Source organism: Photobacterium sp. NCIMB 13483, from assembly GCF_003025475.1.
Taxonomy (GTDB): Bacteria; Pseudomonadota; Gammaproteobacteria; order Enterobacterales; family Vibrionaceae; genus Photobacterium; species Photobacterium piscicola.
This window is the reverse complement of sequence record NZ_PYLV01000017.1, coordinates 54,933-72,920: the sequence shown is the minus strand read 5'-3', so window position 1 is coordinate 72,920 and position 17,988 is coordinate 54,933. Positions and strand designations below refer to the sequence as shown.

At 39.4% G+C, this 17,988-nt stretch carries 13 protein-coding genes; 11 read left to right on the top strand and 2 right to left on the bottom strand.

The window, feature by feature from the left end; all coding sequences use genetic code 11:
- Window positions 1–169: 169 nt before the first annotated feature.
- Window positions 170–1,960 (top strand): sodium:proton antiporter, encoded by a 1,791-nt coding sequence (locus tag C9I86_RS13705; protein ID WP_107276672.1) that lies wholly within the window; start codon window positions 170–172, stop codon window positions 1,958–1,960.
- A 65-nt stretch (window positions 1,961–2,025) separates the two neighbouring features.
- On the opposite strand, the gene C9I86_RS13700 is transcribed toward C9I86_RS13705, so the two are convergent.
- Entirely contained in the window at window positions 2,026–3,597 is a 1,572-nt protein-coding gene (locus C9I86_RS13700) for an arylsulfatase (protein ID WP_080156429.1), read from the bottom strand.
- A gap of 384 nt (window positions 3,598–3,981) precedes the next feature.
- Here C9I86_RS13700 and C9I86_RS13695 point away from each other — a divergent pair, with 384 nt between their 5' ends.
- The 9 genes from C9I86_RS13695 (at window position 3,982) to C9I86_RS13655 (ending at window position 15,617) form a co-directional block, all read left to right on the top strand.
- Entirely contained in the window at window positions 3,982–5,529 is a 1,548-nt protein-coding gene (locus tag C9I86_RS13695) for an arylsulfatase (protein ID WP_080156428.1), read from the top strand.
- A gap of 229 nt (window positions 5,530–5,758) precedes the next feature.
- On the top strand, window positions 5,759–7,954 hold the full coding sequence (locus C9I86_RS13690; RefSeq protein ID WP_199190795.1) for a tetratricopeptide repeat protein: 2,196 nt from the start codon (window positions 5,759–5,761) through the stop codon (window positions 7,952–7,954).
- Between the two features lie 84 nt (window positions 7,955–8,038).
- On the top strand, window positions 8,039–9,037 hold the full coding sequence (locus C9I86_RS13685) for a MoxR family ATPase (protein ID WP_080156426.1): 999 nt from the start codon (window positions 8,039–8,041) through the stop codon (window positions 9,035–9,037).
- An 8-nt stretch (window positions 9,038–9,045) separates the two neighbouring features.
- The gene (locus tag C9I86_RS13680) at window positions 9,046–9,981 is read left to right on the top strand and encodes a DUF58 domain-containing protein (protein WP_107276670.1); all 936 of its coding nucleotides are present in this window, start codon (window positions 9,046–9,048) and stop codon (window positions 9,979–9,981) included.
- On the top strand, window positions 9,981–10,517 hold the full coding sequence (locus C9I86_RS13675; protein ID WP_107276669.1) for a DUF4381 domain-containing protein: 537 nt from the start codon (window positions 9,981–9,983) through the stop codon (window positions 10,515–10,517). Before C9I86_RS13680 ends, C9I86_RS13675 begins: the two co-directional genes overlap by 1 nt.
- Window positions 10,507–11,604, top strand: coding sequence for a VWA domain-containing protein (locus tag C9I86_RS13670; protein ID WP_107276668.1), 1,098 nt, complete (start codon window positions 10,507–10,509; stop codon window positions 11,602–11,604). The genes C9I86_RS13675 and C9I86_RS13670 overlap by 11 nt, the downstream gene beginning before the upstream one ends.
- Window positions 11,597–13,300: a VWA domain-containing protein gene (locus C9I86_RS13665; protein WP_080156422.1), complete on the top strand. Its 1,704-nt coding sequence runs from the start codon at window positions 11,597–11,599 to the stop codon at window positions 13,298–13,300. Before C9I86_RS13670 ends, C9I86_RS13665 begins: the two co-directional genes overlap by 8 nt.
- Window positions 13,300–14,637 (top strand): BatD family protein, encoded by a 1,338-nt coding sequence (locus C9I86_RS13660; protein ID WP_107276667.1) that lies wholly within the window; start codon window positions 13,300–13,302, stop codon window positions 14,635–14,637. The genes C9I86_RS13665 and C9I86_RS13660 overlap by 1 nt, the downstream gene beginning before the upstream one ends.
- Window positions 14,638–14,717: 80 nt before the next feature.
- Entirely contained in the window at window positions 14,718–15,617 is a 900-nt protein-coding gene (locus tag C9I86_RS13655) for a LysR family transcriptional regulator (RefSeq protein ID WP_080156420.1), read from the top strand.
- Between the two features lie 20 nt (window positions 15,618–15,637).
- On the opposite strand, the gene C9I86_RS13650 is transcribed toward C9I86_RS13655, so the two are convergent.
- Complete coding sequence (locus C9I86_RS13650) at window positions 15,638–16,435, bottom strand: SUMF1/EgtB/PvdO family nonheme iron enzyme (RefSeq protein ID WP_107276665.1); 798 nt, start codon at window positions 16,433–16,435, stop codon at window positions 15,638–15,640.
- 189 nt (window positions 16,436–16,624) lie between these two features.
- On the opposite strand from C9I86_RS13650, the gene C9I86_RS13645 reads away from it, so the two are divergent.
- Window positions 16,625–17,944 (top strand): anaerobic sulfatase maturase, encoded by a 1,320-nt coding sequence (locus C9I86_RS13645; protein ID WP_107276664.1) that lies wholly within the window; start codon window positions 16,625–16,627, stop codon window positions 17,942–17,944.
- The last annotated feature ends 44 nt before the right edge of the window (window positions 17,945–17,988 follow it).

Sequence of the window (17,988 nt, the reverse complement as noted above, 5' to 3'; positions counted from 1 at the left end):
ATTGTAAAACAGAATAATCATAATGGTTGCTAGTTTATTGTGTCTGTATTGTGATTTAATTGTAGCGTATGTGCATACATTGTCTCTAAATTAGCATTCTCAAGCTAATGATTTAAGGGGATGACATCGTGCTGCTATTTGTGTTGTATTTTTTAAAGAGTATCCATTTATGCATCAAGAAATGATTGGATTGACGATTGCAGGCCTTGGGGTACTAGGGCTTGGATGTCAATGGCTTGCATGGCGTATGAAATTACCCGCGATTTTATTATTGCTTATTGCTGGTTTATTAATTGGCCCTGTGACAGGCATATTTAACCCTAATATTCTGTTTGGTGATTTACTGTTTCCACTGATTTCATTAGCCGTGGCCGTAATTTTGTTTGAGGGGAGCCTAACCTTAAACTTTGCTGAAATAAAAACGGTGCGAAAAAACGTAAAAAGTATTGTTACTATTGGTGCGATTATTACATGGGTTATTACCAGTATTGTAACGCACTATTTATTAGATTTCAGTTGGTCATTGGCGTTCTTGTTTGGCTCTATGACTGTTGTAACGGGGCCAACAGTGATAGTGCCTTTATTACGGACAGTAAGACCACAAGCTAAACTTGCCAATATTTTACGTTGGGAAGGAATATTGATTGACCCTATTGGGGCGATCTTTGTGGTGATCGTATACGAGTTTATTGTTTCTAGTAGCCAAATGCACAGCCTTGAAGTCTTTGGTTTAATGCTGTTGGTTGGACTCGTCATTGGTGCTGTAGCGGGGTGGTTTATCGCTTATGTGCTGCGTAATCATCTTTTACCAGAATATTTACAACCGTTTGCTGTATTGGCCGTTGTGTTGGGCGTGTTTGCTGGCGCGAATGTGCTTGAATCTGAAGCTGGATTATTAGCTGTTACCGTTATGGGTATGTGGCTTGCTAATGCAAAAGATGTTGATATTCGTCATATTCTTCACTTTAAAGAAAACCTGACTATTTTATTAATCTCAGGGTTATTTTTAATTCTAGCATCCCGTATTCAATTGGCTGATTTCCATGCATTAGGTTGGGGAGCTATTACGTTATTTGTGGTGATTCAATTAGTTGCAAGACCTGCATCTATTTTTATTTCGACAATGTTTAGTCAGTTAGCATTTAAAGAAAAATTATTTTTAGCTTGGGTTGCACCTAGAGGTATTGTTGCCGCAGCAATTTCAGCTTTATTTGCATTGAAATTAATCGATGATGGTGTTGCTGGAGCTCAACTGTTAGTACCACTGACTTTCATGGTGATTATCGGCACGGTGGTACTACAAAGTTTAACTGCTCGTCCTATTGCTCGTTTATTAGGGGTTGCTGAACCATCACCAAAGGGCTTCTTAATTGTTGGCGCTAATGATGTTGCGCGAGAAATTGGATTAGCGCTTAAAAAATACGACTGTCGAGTGGTGATGACGGATTCTAACTGGGATTATATTCGCGCAGCTCGAATGGCCGGTTTAGAAACCTATTATGGTAATGCGGTCTCTAGTCATGCTGATGAATATTTGGATTTAATTGGGGTGGGCCATTTGTTAGCACTTACTCCAGATAAACACTTTAATGCAGTTGCCGCCAGCCATTATGAAACATATTTTGGACAACGTAATATTTTTCGTTTAAATGGTCGTCGGCATAATAGTGGCCTAGAGAAGCACTCTGCGACTCAAGCTCACAGCGGATCGGTTCTATTTGGCGATGATATCAGTTATAAAAAATTGGCGAGTTTAATTAACCAAGGTGGAGAAATTAAACACACTAAATTAAGTGATAACTTTACACTGGAAGATTATTTTCAGCAGTATAAAGGTTCATCACTTATTCCATTGTTTGCGATTGATTTAAAGCAAAATATTGTTCCGTTTACCGTCACTTCAACGCAAGAAGCAAAAGCGGGATGGACGATTGTCGCTTTAGTTAAAGAGTCGGCATAGCAGTTATTTTTTACGATAAAATAAAAAAAGCACCGAAATGGTGCTTTTTTATTGTTTGTAATTAACTACTTAATGTTTAATTTTTCCATTTGTTGTTGCAGCTTATCTAATTGCTGCATTTTCGCTTTTAATCCAAGTGACTCAGCGTTGATGGCAGCAGGATTCATTTGGGTACTTACCTGCATTGGGTAATTAGGCAGGGTCTCAAAGAATTGGCCTAATACGTCTTGCATGGGTACGAATAACCACATGTTGTCAGCCATCCAACGTAGATACATTCCAGATTCATGAGGCGCTTTTTCAAATGGGTCTGCACGTAGATGGATAATCTGAGGCCAGTTTGGTGATTGACGAACGGCATTTGAGATATTGCCATCCATTACGGCGAAATTCAGTTTCCAATCTTTCCAGCGCACTGCATTTAACTCACCATTAGCCGTGAAATAAAGCAGTGATTCACGTGGTCCTTTATCTACTTTGCCTTCAAATAGTGGTTTGAAATCGTAACCATCAATATGAACTTTAAATTCTTTGCCATTGGCTTTATAGCCTTTAGCCAGTTTTTCTTTTACATCTGGAACACCAGCAGCATCAAGTAAGGTTGGAAGCCAATCTTGGTGTGCCATCATTTCATTAATTTTAGTTCCAGGTTTGATTGTGCCCGGCCAACGTACTAACTGAGGCACACGCATACCGCCTTCCCATGTTGTGCCTTTTTCGCCATAAAATGGTGTAGCACCGCCATCAGGCCACGTTACTGTTTCAGCGCCATTATCGGTGGAATAAATAACGATAGTATTATCAGTAATGCCGAGCTCATCAAGTTTATCCAATAAAATACCCACTTGATCATCATGTTCCATCATGCCATCTGCATAAATGCTGACACCTGATGCGCCACGGTATTTTTCTTGCAATCGTGTCCAAACGTGCATACGTGTAGTGTTATGCCAGATAAAGAATGGTTTATTAGCTTTAACGGCTTTTTCCATAAAGGCCAAAGAAGAACTTAGGAATTCTTCATCGGCATGCTCCATACGTTTACGTGTCATTGGTCCGGTATCTTCGATTTTACCGTCAGCATAGGATTTGATTACACCACGAGGGCCATAGTTTTTATGAAATTCTGGATCTTTAGGGTAGTAATAGGTCTCAGGTTCTTCCTCGGCATTTAAGTGATAAAGATTACCAAAAAATTCGTCAAAGCCATGGTTGGTTGGTAAATGTTTATCTTGATCGCCTAAATGGTTTTTACCAAATTGTGCCGTCATATAACCCTGATCTTTTAATAGATCAGCGATAGTTGGTGCCCAATCAGGAATGCCATGCTCCGATCCAGGCATACCGATAGTTAACAAACCGGTACGGAAAGGTTCTTGACCTGTAATAAAGGCGGCACGTCCAGCGGTACAAGATTGTTGTCCATAGTGATCGGTAAACAGTGCCCCTTCATTAGCTATTCTGTCAATATTGGGGGTTTTATATCCCATCATGCCTTGGTTATAAGCACTGATATTCCAATAACCGACATCATCACCAAAAATGGCAAGTATATTCGGTTGAGATGCAGCCATTGCTGATCCTGACGCGGCAAGTAGTCCAATACTAAGTGCAATTTTATTAAGGTGATTCGCCATGCATAAGTCCCATTAGTTGCGATTAATTTTAGGTACTCTAAGTGAGTAATAAAAATGCGTCGCTTTATAGGCGTTATAACCAAAAGTTATTATTTCTATTAACATATTGATTTTTATTAGTTTTATGTGTTTTTACGATGAGCGTGATATTGCTGAAAAGTGAGAGCTTTATCTCATGTTTTGGTGATATAAGTTTATTTTTAATAAGTACTTAGGATATTGCTAATCTATTTTGTTGATATTAATAAGATTGTCAGTAATGGCGTTATTTGTTGCATTTTTTCGCTGTTAAATGTGAGCAGTGTGTTAATTTATGTTAGCTAAAATGTACTCTCTGAGCTATACATTTAAAGGTGTTTTTTACTCGTGTATACAGGAGTTTATATGACAGTTAGAAAGGGAACTCAACGCCGATTAAGTATTTTAGCGGCCGTTTTGATGGGCGCTTCTGGCTATTCTGTTGCAGCAGAAAAGCCAAATATATTAGTTATTTGGGGCGATGATATTGGGCAATCTAATATTAGTGCTTATACTTTTGGTCTGATGGGATATAAAACGCCTAATATTGATAGTATTGCCAAAGAAGGAATGATGTTTACCGATTATTATGGTGAGCAATCGTGTACCGCTGGACGTTCTACATTTATTACTGGGCAAGGGGTGCTTCGTACTGGATTAAGTAAAGTCGGATTACCTGGCGCTGATATTGGTTTACAAGCCGAAGATGCAACCATTGCTGAAGTACTTAAACCTCAAGGTTACATGACGGGGCAATTTGGTAAAAATCACCTCGGTGATAAAGATGAAATGCTACCTACAAACCATGGTTTTGACGAATTTTTTGGTAATCTTTATCACTTAAATGCCGAGGAAGAACCTGAAAATATTGATTACCCTAAAGATCCAGAATTTCGCAAAAAATTTGGCCCTCGTGGTGTCATCCATTCTTATGCTGACGGTAAGATCGAAGATACCGGCCCATTAACCCGTAAGCGTATGGAAACGGTTGATGATGAAACGGCGGCTGCCGCGATTGATTTCATGGGACGGGCAGTGAAAGCGGATAAACCTTTCTTTGTGTGGTGGAATGCAACTCGTATGCACTTTAGAACCCACGTGAAGCCTGAGCTTCAAGGTTCAACCGGTATCAGTAATTATGCTGATGGTATGGTTGAGCACGATAACCATGTTGGTGAATTATTAAAAGCGGTAGATAAGCTAGGCATTAAAGATAATACCATTGTCTTTTATTCAACTGATAATGGCCCTCATATGAACTCATGGCCAGATGCGGGTACAACACCGTTCCGTAGTGAGAAAAATACCAACTGGGAAGGCGCATACCGTGTTCCTGCAATGGTTCGTTGGCCGGGTAAGATTCAGCCTGGTGTTGTATCCAATGAAATTATGCACCACATGGATTGGCTACCAACATTTGCAGCCGCAGCAGGTAATGACAAGATTAAAGAAGAGCTAAAAGATGGCACTAAACTCGGTAATAAGAGTTTTAAAAACCATCTTGATGGTTATAACTTCTTACCTTATTTAACAGGAAAAGAAGACAAAGGACGTCGTGATGAAATCTTCTACTTTACCGATGATGGTGATTTAGCGGCGCTGCGTTATAACAAATGGAAAGCCGTGTTCATGGAGCAACGCGCGAAAGGTACTCTTCAAATCTGGGCTGAACCTTTTGTGACCTTACGTGTGCCTAAACTATTTAATTTACGTATGGACCCATATGAAGTGGCTGATGTGACGTCAAATACTTACTATGATTGGTTATTAGATCACGCGTATATGTTTGTTCCGGCACAAGCGTATGTAGGCAAATATCTAGAAACCTTTAAAGAGTTTCCACCACGTCAAAAAGCGGCAAGTTTTAGTTTGGATCAAGTAATGGAAAAACTTCAACAACCGCATAATAAGTAATTAAGCATTGACTAATATTTGGGCTCTTCGGGGCCCATTTTCATTCTAGAATAAGCCGCTTTTATTCACATAAAGACTAATGTAAATGGAAAATTCATCCGATATAAGCTATATCTGAAGTATCGCTATAATATATTTTAAATACAAAGGGTTAGTTAATATCAATACAAGGATGTATATGATTGATAAAACAGTATTCGCTATTTTTTGCCAAGTATGGATAAGTCTAATGATGTTGACATCAACGGCTTTTGCTGCGGATTTTGTAGGTAGTGATCAGTGTATTGATTGTCATAACGATCAAGTTAAGGCATGGCAAGGGTCTGATCATGACATGGCGATGAAACACGCTGATAAAAACAGTGTGTTGGGTGATTTTAATGATGTAACGTTTACATTTAAAGGCAAAGTGAATCGTTTTTTTACTAAAGGCGATCAATATTGGGTCAATATTGAAGGGCCTGATAACCAGTTTCATGATTATAAAATTAGTTATACTTTTGGCTTTGAACCACTACAGCAATATATGGTGGAATTTGACGATGGACGTATTCAATTGATTCCATTTGCTTGGGATGCTAGAGCGCAAGAGCAAGGAGGACAGCGTTGGTATCATCTTTATCCTGAAATGGAAAATACAGACGCGTTTTATTGGACTAACACTGGCCAGAATTGGAACTTCATGTGTGCAGATTGTCATTCTACCGATGTTAAGAAAAATTATGATGCTAAAACGAATACTTATAACACCCAATGGTTTGAAATAAACGTTGGTTGTGAAGCTTGTCATGGGCCTGCCAGTGATCATATTTCATGGGCTAAAAGTGAGCAAAAAAACACTATGGCTCATTATGGTTTTGAACGTGATTTAAGTAAGTCTGTCAAAGAATGGGTGTTTAAAGAAGGGCATTCAACTTTGCAGCCCAAAGAAATTCAACTTACAGATCAAATAACGGTGTGTGCGCAATGTCATAGTCGTCGAGTGCAATTAAATGAAGACCAAGCCCACGTTAAAGGTTCACTGCTAGACAGTTATTTGCCGAGCTTAATTACGTCTGAGTTATACCATAATGATGGTCAGATTTATGATGAAGATTATGTTTATGGTTCTTTCATGCAGTCAAAAATGGCTGAAAAAGGGGTAACTTGTACCAACTGTCACAATCCGCATTCAACCAAATTAGAGATTCCTGAGCAGGCCGTCTGTAGTCAATGCCATATAGCATCTGAATATACGCCCGAAAAACATACTTTTCATAAAGCAAACACGGAAGCGTCACAATGTACCACTTGCCATATGCCTGAAACGACGTATATGGGAGTGGACGCACGGCGTGATCATAGTTGGCAAATTCCCCGTCCTGATTTAAGTAAAAATATTGGTACCCCCAATGTCTGTACTCAATGTCATCAACAACAAGATGATGCTTGGGCAGATAAACACGTTGGTCAATGGTTCCCTGATTCACCTTATCGAAATCAACAACATTTTGCGGTCGCATTTTATGCCGCAGATATTAATTATCGAGGCGCAGGTGATGCACTGTCTTACACCGCTCAAGATATAAAACAAGCGGGGATCATTCGTGGTTCAGCATTACAGCGCTTAGGTGCTTTTCCAAGTAAGAATACGGTCGTAGCTTTGGGGCGGGCGATAAAACATGACGATCCATTAATACGTTTAGGCGCAATTCAAGGCTCCGCTGGATATTCAGCTTACGATCGGTGGCAGATATTATCGCCGTTATTAACCGATAAGGTACTTGGCGTGCGAACGGAAGCGGCAGGAGCATTAGCGGCATATTGGCCAGAGTGGAACCCATTACAGCGAGAACAGTTATCTCCAGCATTAGATGAGTACATTGAAATTCAATTATTTAATGCCGACAGAGGCTTTGGAATGACGAACTTAGGCAATGTTTATCGTGCTCAGGGAGAATTTAAAAAGGCAGAACAGGCATATTTAAAGGCAATAAAAGTTGAGCCTTATTTTGTTAATAGCTATGTCAATCTTGCTGATTTATATCGAGCGCAAGGCAATGAAGTTAAAGGTATTGAATTAATGCAACAAGGGATCACCGCGCAACCTAAATCTGGGGTATTACGCTATAGCACAGGTCTTGCATTACTACGCCTAAACGACAAAGCACAAGCATCCACTTATTTTGAACAAGCGACAGCCGTTGATCCTCAAAATGCGCAATATTGGTATGTTTATGGTCTTTCTCTAGAACAGAGTAATACCAATCAAGCAGCAACTGCATTAGCAACAGCGTTCAGTTTAAGTGCAAATCCGCAACATTTATTTGCCCAGTGTGATCTGTTGTTAAAAGCGAAATCATCACAAGCAAAAGTCTGTATTACTCAGTTGGAACAATACGCCCTTAAAAATGTCATTGATGCACTCAAAAAACGGCTTTATTGATGAGGTCTATAACCAATAGTTATGGCGGATTTGATTAAGATAATACGTAGTCAATCATCAGGTAAGTGGGCATAAGGAGAAAACATGAATCAAACTCAACAGGCTATTACAACGCTTATCTCTCAAGTCGAGGCATCGGTGATTGGTCAATCCGATGTGGTTCGTGCACTTGTTATTGGGTTATTAACGCAGGGACACGTTTTACTTGAAGGATTACCCGGCACGGCAAAAACACGCTCAGTTAAGTCATTGGCGGATAATTTGCAGACCTCATTTGGACGAATTCAATTTACACCTGATTTACTGCCTTCCGATGTAACAGGAACTGAAGTCTATCAAGAATTAAATGGTAAACCGCAATTGCATTTTCAAGCAGGACCTATTTTTAATAGTATTGTGCTTGCTGATGAAATTAACCGCGCACCCGCAAAAGTTCAAGCGGCGTTATTGGAAGCGATGGCAGAAAGAACAATAACCGTCGGTGATAAAACGCACGTATTACCAGAACTTTTTATGGTGTTAGCAACGCAAAACCCCGTAGAACAAGAAGGAACGTATCCACTACCCGAAGCGCAAATGGATCGATTTATAATGAAGGTCAGCGTTGATTACCCTGATGATGACGCTGAACTTGAGATTATTCGTCTTGTGCGCGGTGAAGAAACCGATCCTAAGTTAACCGCTGAGATTACAAAAAATCATACTAATACCAATATTCAATTAGATCCCTCCATTGTGATGCAAGCACGAGCTGAGCTTGCGCTGGTGGAAATATCTGAAATTAGCGAACGTTATATTGTGGCGTTAGTGATGGCAACGCGCAAACCTGAACGTTATTTAGCATCGTCACTTTCTCGTTGGATAGAGGTGGGAGCAAGTCCTCGCGCTTCAATTGCATTAGACAAATGTGCCCGTGCTTATGCATGGCTACAAGCGAGAGATTATGTTGAACCTGATGATATTCGAGCAATGGCGCACGCGGTATTAGGACATCGGATTACGTTGAGCTATGACGCATTAGCTGATGGTGTGACTCAACAACAAGTGATAGATGAATTGTTGGATTATGTTGTTATTGGGTAGGGCTTTTTATGAGTAAAAAAAGCACAGATAGCCGTATTCATTGTGAATATAGCCAACTAATTAAATTACAATCTCAAGCGGGATTTTTCAGTTTATTACCCAATTTAAAAGCAGGTACAGCGTTGTCGGGTCGCCATTCGTCTATTTTTCGAGGACGGGGGTTAAATTTTGAAGAGTTACGACATTACCAATTAGGGGATGACATTCGTAATCTTGATTGGAAGGTGACGCTGCGAACGGGAAAACCCCATGTTCGCTCATATACCGAAGAGAAAGATCGTAATTTTATTATTTGTGTCGATCAACGCAGTAGTATGTTCTTTTCATCCATTGATACCATGAAATCTGTGGTTGCCGCAGAATTAGCGGCATTGACCGCATGGCGTATTCTTAAAGACAGCGATCGCGTTGGTTTTATTATTAATACCCCTCATCAAATACATTGGTTAAAGCCAAAGCGATCTCAAGCTGATCTGCTGCATCGATTACAGCTATTGTCTGATGTGAATCAATCGCTTGATGTCAGCAGTAATGATAACTATGAGGTTGGATTTACTCAATTTGTTACGTTATTAGGTCGTTTGAAACTCAAAGAAGCCACCATCATTATTTTAAGTGATTGGCATGGAGCCACGGTTGATGAAATTACCCATCTGAAACATCTACAAAAACATAATGATGTATTAGGGGTATTAATTTCTGATCCTTTTGAATCTCAGTTTCCACCGCAATACAGCCATTGGGTGGTGGGGGATGGATCGTATCAACTTAATTTAAGTGATGCTAAGCGGTTTGACTTAGCCAATAAAGGCTTAGGTAAACATCAAGATTTAAAGAAAGAGCAATTAATTCAACTGATGGCGACAAAAGGGCTGCCATTGATTGAAGCAGATACGTCGGGTCATCATCTTGAACAATTTAAACGTGCAATTGGAGGCCGATAATGAGCATTCATGCGCCACCTAGTAATTACATGTTAAGAAATATGAGTGAGGTGACAATACCTGATCATGTGAGCTGGTTTCCTCAAACTATTGGCTGGAAAATTGTTGCGGCTATTTTGATTGTTGTTGCTTTATATTATGTTATTCAATCGATTAGGTTGTGGTGGAATAACCGTTACCGCCGAGAAGCAATGGCTCTGATGAGCGTCATGCAAGCCTCAATAAATAGCACCAGTATGCCATTATCATTGCCTTTAGATGTATTTGAAGTGATGAAGGCGGTATTAGTTTATCTTAATCCTCAAAAAGCCAATGCCTTTGGTGAAAAATTCCTTACTGATTTAGATGATTATCGCTCACCACAAAATGCAGTCTTTAATGATGCACTTGGCCAGAAGTGGATGCGATCTTTGGTGCAAAAACAGTGTCTATTATCCAAGCAAGAATTATCAGCACTAATGACATTATGCCAGCAATGGTTAGTCGAACATGGTGAACTTCATTTAAAGAAAAATGGAGGCCAAAATGTTGTTTAGTCAATTGGAGTTAGTGAATCCATATTGGTTATGGCTATTACCATTACCGATTATTATTTATTGGTTTATTCCCGCTTATCGCACCCGTCAATCAGCGATAAAAGTGCCTTTTTTTGATGTGCTAGTCCAAGCGTTAGATGAAGTACCGTCTGAGGGGGCAGGTCAGTTAAGAGCCAGTTATTGGCAAAAAGCCTTGCTTATTATTTCATGGTGCTTATTAATTTTTGCATTAACTAAGCCGACTATTTTAGGGCCACCACAAACACGAGAAAGTCTAGGGCGAGATGTGATGGTGGTTGTAGACTTATCCGGTTCAATGGCTGAGCGAGATTTTGTCTCAAAAACAGCATCTGATAATGGCGGTATTCAAAAAATATCGCGCTTAGATGCAGCGAAAGAAGTATTAGCTGATTTTGCAACAACGCGTCAAGGAGATCGCTTAGGGCTGATTTTATTTGGTGACGCAGCATTTGTACAAACACCGTTTACAGCCGATCAAAAAGCATGGTTAGCACTCTTAAATCAAACTGATGTGGCAATGGCTGGTCAAAGTACCCATTTGGGTGATGCAATCGGGCTCGCGATTAAAGTGTTTGAACAAAGTGCATCTGCTGAACTTTCTACTTCAACTGACTCCCAACACCAAAATGAGAAACCCCGAGAGAAAGTCGCGATTGTATTAACTGATGGTAATGATACTGGTAGCTATGTTGAGCCGATTGATGCCGCTAAAGTTGCTGCGGCTAAAAATGTTCGTATTCATATGATTGCGATGGGGGATCCTACAACAGTTGGTGAGAAAGCATTAGATATGGATGTGATCAATCGGGTTGCGGAAGTATCTGGAGGGCAAGCATTTCAAGCCATTAATCGAAATGAGTTAGAACAAGCTTATGCGGCAATTGGTAAATTAGAGCCACAGTTATATGAAAGCACCACATATCGACCTAAAAAGTCGGTTCATCAATATCCAATTATGTTAATTGTGGTGATGTATCTGTTTGGATTTGGGGTTGCAACGATGAGGCGACAGTTGACACCATCGTTAAATAAAACCACGCTACACTCAGGAGAAAAACATGTTTAATTCCCTGATGTGGCAACAAATTGTCGATAATTTTCATTTTATTCGCCCATGGTGGTTATTGCTCTTGGTTCCTTTGTCCATTGTGATTTATTTACGCTGGAAACAAGATTCAAACAATGAATGGCAGCAACAACTACCGCAACATTTGCGTCAAGTTTTAACCATTGGTGATAGTGGTTGGAAAAAACAATTACCGCTGAAGTTGTTAAGTGTATCCATGCTGGTGGCCATTATTGTGTGTGCGGGTCCAACATGGGAACGTGAAGCTTCACCTTTTGGGGAAGATAAAGCCGCTTTATTGATTGTGCTTGATAACAGTGAATCTATGTTACAAAAAGATCTTGCCCCTAATCGCTTAGAACGTGCGAAACAAAAGATTCGAGATTTAATTGCATTACGTCAGGGGGGGAAAACTGGATTAGTCGTTTTTGCAGGTTCAGCGCATTTAGCGATGCCATTAACCAAAGATGATGCTGTTTTTGCGCCTTTTTTAGCGGCGATTCAGCCTGATATTATGCCAGTAAAAGGCAAGAGCGCCGAAACAGCGCTAGCGTTAATTGAACCGCAACTAAGTACTGAAAATGTAGGTACGGTATTGCTCATTACTGACGCCGTTAATTCGGTAACAATTGAAGCGTTTAAAGATTATTTTGCCGTCAGTCCTCATCAATTATTGGTGTTAGCGGCGGGCAATAAAGACCGCGTCAGTAATGAACCTCTTGATTTGGCATCACTTAAGTCCCTCGCAAAAAACACGCAAGGGAGCGTAGTGGAAGTGACCATTGATGATAGTGATATCAAGGCACTTAACCGTAATATTGAACGCCATATGCAGTTAAATAATGAATCTGCAATGCCATGGAAAGACATGGGGTATTTTTTGCTGTTTCCCGTGATGTTATTGATGTTGTTATGGTTTAGAAAAGGGTGGTTAGTCAAGTGGTGTTTAGTAGCCGCTATTGTGTTTCCAAGTTTTTATTCAACGATCACTTATGCGGAAACCGTAAGCCTAAAAGCGGTTACAAATGAGCCGATAGCCGATGTGACGATGTGGGATAAAACAGTACATTGGTGGATGAATATTTGGTTGACGCCGGATCAACAAGGGCAATGGTATTTTAATCAATTTGATTATTTAACCGCAGCAAAGCGTTATCAAGATCCTCTTAAAAAAGGCATCGCTTATTATTATGCGGGTGAATATAAATTATCTCACAGTACTTTTTTACAAGTAAAAACACCCCAAAGTCTTTTTAATGCTGCGAATGCCCTCGCAAGGCAAAGAGAATATGTTGCTGCGCGTGATCTTTATCAGTTATTGCTTGATAGCGGTGAACTTGAAACGGAATTAAAAGCACAGGTCGAGAACAATTTAGCCATTATGCAAGGCATCGTTGATGAAGTAAATCGTATCAGTGAAAGCCAAAAAGGCAGCACTGATGGTCCTGAAGAGTCGTTTGAATTAGGTGATGATAAGCCTAAAACAGGGGATGGCGCTGATGAAAAAGTGGATGCTGCAATGATGGCAAAAGAGACGCTTAATGCGAACGAAATATTAGGTAGTCAAGCACTGGCTGATAAATGGTTACGTCGCGTAGAAGCTGATCCTAAGTATTTTTTACGTGCTAAATTTCAATTGCAGCTTCGTTCGCAATCAGTGGATATAAAAGATGTGCCTAATGAGGAGATTAAATAATGCCCCCCTATAATGCTCCCCATTATTTTCAGCGCTACGTTGTCTATATTTTGGTTATGCTTACATTGCTGTCGATAAGTGTTAATGCACAAGCAAGCACAGCCAATATGCTTGATAAATCAGATCAAGTGACAATAAAAACATGGTTAAGTGATACAGAGAATATTCACAAAACAAAAGACAGTAAGACGCCAACCTATGCCGTTAATCAACAGATTATTCTCTATATCGAAGTGATTACACCGCGATGGTTTACTGGTGGAACGCGAATCGCACCGATTGAAATACCCAATGTGGTGGCTAAACAGCGCAATCAATTAGCGATGAATTTTACCGAAAAAAAAGAGGGGATTACCTGGACCCATCAACGTTGGGAAATAACATTATATCCTCAAGTTGAGGGACATTTTGTGGTGCCCTCAACGGCTGTAACGGTACAAGTGTCACGTCCTAATTCAACCAATGCCACAGGGGTTTTATATACCGAACCACAGGCGTTCTCTGCTATTATTCCATCAGGATTATTAAGTGATCAATCGGTATGGGTTTCAGGGCGAGATTTCTCGGTTGAGCAGCAATGGAGTCAATCTAACCCTGAATTAAAAGCAGGAGATGCGATCACGCGTACCTTGATTGTAAAAGGGTCAAATACCTTAGCAATGCTGATTCCAAAACTGATTCAACCAATAGCGACTGCGGATTATCAAATATATCCTCAACCCAATCAATTAAGTGATTCACAAACCCGTGGTGATTATTTTTCTGAACGAAAAGAATCGACTGTTTATGTACTTCAAAATGGGGGGCAAGTAAGCTTTCCTGCTACTCATTTAACGTGGTGGGATACTGAGACTCAAACTTTAAAAACTATTAAGTTTGAAGGGCAATCTTTTCATGTATCTCATACAGTCAATTCATGGTTGCATCAATATTGGCATTGGTTGGTCACATTAGTAACAGCTATTGTGGCGATAGTGATGATAGCGTTTAAAACTGTCGCCTATTATAAAACACACCCGTTACCGGCTTGGTTTATCTATGCAAAAGCAATAAAGCATCAACGGTGGGGCCAAGTGAGAGTGTTACTTTACCGTGCATTAAGACGTCATAACGATCAGTTACAATTAAAGCAATACTGTGACACTGTCGATTGGCAACAAGATGCAACTCAGTTTCAATCGAACGGTATTACAAAAAAGTTATCACTGTTTTTATGGCAACAGATTACTCAATCAGGGCGAGGTTTGAATGCTATCCGTGCGAAGTGTAAGCCCAAGCCTGTTTTTCCTCATTTGAACAAACAACGTACAAAATATAAGAAAAATAAAGAGCATTAACACAGAAATGAGATGGAGCTGTTGTCTCTTCTTGGCTGCGTTATACAGTAATATTAATTAGATTAGTAATATCAATCCTTATGAAAAGTACAGAGCTTAACCTTATACCTATTTTTGTGGCTATTTATGAAGAGAAGAATCTATCTAAAGCCGCATCACGAATGAATGTTAGCCAACCCGCGGTCAGTAAAGCACTTAAAAGGTTACGTGAAATTTATAATGATCCTTTATTTCATCGTAATACCACAGGCGTAGAACCGACAGTCTTTGCTACCGATATTTACCCTGCAATGTCGACTGCATTAAAAAATTTCACATCGACTTTGTCTGCATCGAGAGAATTTGATCCTAAAATATCGAATCGTATTTTCTCTATCGCGGTTGTGTCGACCGTGAGTTATTCATTAATACCTAAGTTAATGCAACAAATTCGGTTATGTGCGCCTAATATTGCGTTAGAAGTTCATCCTCAATTTACTGAAGATCTTGAATCTGATTTACGCTTACAGCGCTATGACTTAGTCATTGATTTAGCCCTTCGTGGACGTACAGTTTTAAAGTCTGAAGTTATTTATACCGAAAGGTTACGGGTTGTTTGTCGTGAAAATCATCCTCGTATTGGTGATTCTATTTCATTAGCTGAATTTTTAAGTGAAGAGCATGTTGCAGCCTCACGGTGGCATAGTCGTAGTAGTTTGTTGAATGCGGATGATATTGGTGAACTTGAGGCAAGAAATATTGTTATAAGAGCGGCTGGTGCATTTGAAATGATGCCTATTATTGGCTCAACAGATATGATTGGTATGTTGCCACAATCTGCGATTGATGATTTAGGTGCGTATTATAAATTGAAAGCGCTTGATTTACCGTTTGATGGTCAACAACATGATTTATGTACGATTTGGCATCCAAGTCGTACTGCTGATAGTGGTCATCGATGGTTAAGACAACAAATAAAAAAAGCAGCATTAACTGAATAATGCTGCTGTGTTATTTATCATTATTTTTTTACGTCTTTTACTAAGCGCAGCCCTATATCTGACATGATAATAGATTGGCTAGCAAAATCACGCCGGTAGTTTTGAGATTCTTTAGCGTCATAAGAAAAACTACTACCACGGACTGATTTATGGGCTAACCCACTGGCTTCTTGACGCGAATTTGTTGGGTTAGTTTGTGGAGAATAACGATAAAAATTATCATCATAAGCATCACTTACAAATTCTCCGACATTGCCTGTCATGTCGTATAACCCTAGTTCATTGGGCTGTTTCATTCCAACTTGATGAGCCTTATTTTTTGCATTTATTGAATACCACGCTACATCTTCAATATTATTAGATCCACTGTAAATATAACCTCGGCTTAATTGACCCCCTCGCGCGGCATATTCCCATTCAGCTTCCGTTGGTAATCGGTATGTTTCACCTGTGATTTGGTTGAGTTTTTTAATGAAATAATTAGCTTGTTGCCAACTTAAATTGTTCACCGGAATATTGGGGGATTGGAAATAGCTTAAAGACGACCCCATGATCGATTCAAATAATTGTTGGGTGACTTCAAACTTAGCAATATAGAAATCATTGAGAGTAATAGCATGCGTCGGCTTTTCTGATTTTTTAGCTTGGTTTGAATCTGATCCCATTAAAAAGCTACCGCCACTGACATAAACCATATTGTGATCTATCGCTTGAGCAATTGGGTGCGGTGGCGCTTCAGCACAACCTATTAGCTGTGAGCTTAGTAACATTGTCATTAATGATATTTTGATAGTGGGCAAAAAAGAAGTGCTAAACATGATGTTCTCAACAGTAATGATTGACCATTTATCATACAGTGAAAGAACTTTCTAAATTGGAATAATACATATAACTAATTTGTATGTTCTTTTTGTTTATTATGATGTTAGAACTTGTTTTGTTATTTAAATTGATAAAAATATTAGACGAGTTTGTATTATTAAATTTGTTATAAAATAGGAATTAGAATGATTATTACTCAAGGTCCTCAGTACAAAGGTAAAGCCTCGAAGCGATTACATGTTATGGCCAAACCCATTGGGGCTGTGTGTAATATTGATTGTACTTACTGTTATTATCTGAGCAAAGAAGACTTACTTGACTACAAAAAAGGGTGTTCTCCACAAATGGATGATGCCACGCTAGAAACCTATATTCAGCAATATATTGAAGGTCAAAACACCCCTGAAATTATTTTTTCATGGCAAGGTGGTGAGCCGACATTGCTAGGTTTGGATTATTTTAAAAAGATTGTGGTATTACAGCAAAAATATCAACCTGAAGGCGTTATTATTTCCAATGACCTTCAAACCAATGGCACATTATTAACCCCACAATGGTGTGAGTTTTTGGTGGAAAATAATTTCTTGGTCGGACTGAGTATTGATGGTCCTGAGTTATTACATAATGCGTATCGTACCAATAAAGCTGGTCGTGGCACATTTAAGCAAGTGATGAAAGCGGTAGATTTATTGCATCAATATGGTGTGAAATTTGCCACATTAACGTGTGTTAATAATCTCACGAGCCGCAACCCTCTTGACGTGTACCGTTTCTTACGCGATGTGGTTAAATCACCTCAAATGCAGTTTATTCCAATTGTTGAACAAAAAAGTTTTCGAACTGTTGCGCCTCAAACGGAACAGACTAGTGCTCAATTGTGTCAAGGTGATAAACGTTTAATACCCGGTAATAAGCAATCAATAATGGAACCTTGGTGCGTGTCAGATCAAGCATGGGGTGATTTTTTAATTGCTGTGTTTGATGAATGGACGAAGAACGATGTAGGTAAAGTGTTTGTTCAATATTTTGAGGCCAGTGTGGAGACATGGATGGGGAGAAAAAACCCATTGTGTACGCTAGGTGAAATTTGTGGCAAAGGTTTGGCAATGGAACACAATGGTGATGTGTTCTCTTGTGATCACTACGTTTATCCTGAATATAAAATTGGCAATATTCACCATCAGAAATTAGATGAATTGGCTTATAGCCGTAAGCAACAACAATTTGGGTTTGCAAAAGCGAAAACGCTGACAACACAGTGCCAACAGTGTGAGTATAAGTTTGCTTGTCATGGTGAGTGTCCTAAAAATCGATTCATAAAGACCAAAGACGGTGAGCCGGGGTTAAATTATTTATGTGCGGGTTGGCAAAAATTCTTTGCTCATGCAGATAAATCAATTGCTTATATATTGAATATGTTAGGACATTCGGTGCAGCAAGGTAAATACAGTGATGCCAAGCGATTACAAGCACAACGTGCGGCTGTTTATCATACTAAATTTTAATATTTTTCTCTGCTTAATAGCGGTAGATCAAGACGGTTATAGTA

Bases quoted from the DNA above. Each gene is read 5' to 3' on its own strand.
- C9I86_RS13690 (WP_199190795.1), top strand. From the start codon at position 5,759: ATGATGTTGACATCAACGGCTTTTGCTGCGGATTTTGTAGGTAGTGAT.
- C9I86_RS13685 (WP_080156426.1), top strand. From the start codon at position 8,039: ATGAATCAAACTCAACAGGCTATTACAACGCTTATCTCTCAAGTCGAG.
- C9I86_RS13680 (WP_107276670.1), top strand. From the start codon at position 9,046: ATGAGTAAAAAAAGCACAGATAGCCGTATTCATTGTGAATATAGCCAA.
- C9I86_RS13665 (WP_080156422.1), top strand. From the start codon at position 11,597: ATGTTTAATTCCCTGATGTGGCAACAAATTGTCGATAATTTTCATTTT.
- C9I86_RS13660 (WP_107276667.1), top strand. From the start codon at position 13,300: ATGCCCCCCTATAATGCTCCCCATTATTTTCAGCGCTACGTTGTCTAT.
- C9I86_RS13695 (WP_080156428.1), top strand. From the start codon at position 3,982: ATGACAGTTAGAAAGGGAACTCAACGCCGATTAAGTATTTTAGCGGCC.
- C9I86_RS13655 (WP_080156420.1), top strand. From the start codon at position 14,718: ATGAAAAGTACAGAGCTTAACCTTATACCTATTTTTGTGGCTATTTAT.
- C9I86_RS13675 (WP_107276669.1), top strand. From the start codon at position 9,981: ATGAGCATTCATGCGCCACCTAGTAATTACATGTTAAGAAATATGAGT.
- C9I86_RS13705 (WP_107276672.1), top strand. From the start codon at position 170: ATGCATCAAGAAATGATTGGATTGACGATTGCAGGCCTTGGGGTACTA.
- C9I86_RS13670 (WP_107276668.1), top strand. From the start codon at position 10,507: ATGTTGTTTAGTCAATTGGAGTTAGTGAATCCATATTGGTTATGGCTA.
- C9I86_RS13650 (WP_107276665.1), bottom strand. From the start codon at position 16,435: ATGTTTAGCACTTCTTTTTTGCCCACTATCAAAATATCATTAATGACA.
- C9I86_RS13645 (WP_107276664.1), top strand. From the start codon at position 16,625: ATGATTATTACTCAAGGTCCTCAGTACAAAGGTAAAGCCTCGAAGCGA.
- C9I86_RS13700 (WP_080156429.1), bottom strand. From the start codon at position 3,597: ATGGCGAATCACCTTAATAAAATTGCACTTAGTATTGGACTACTTGCC.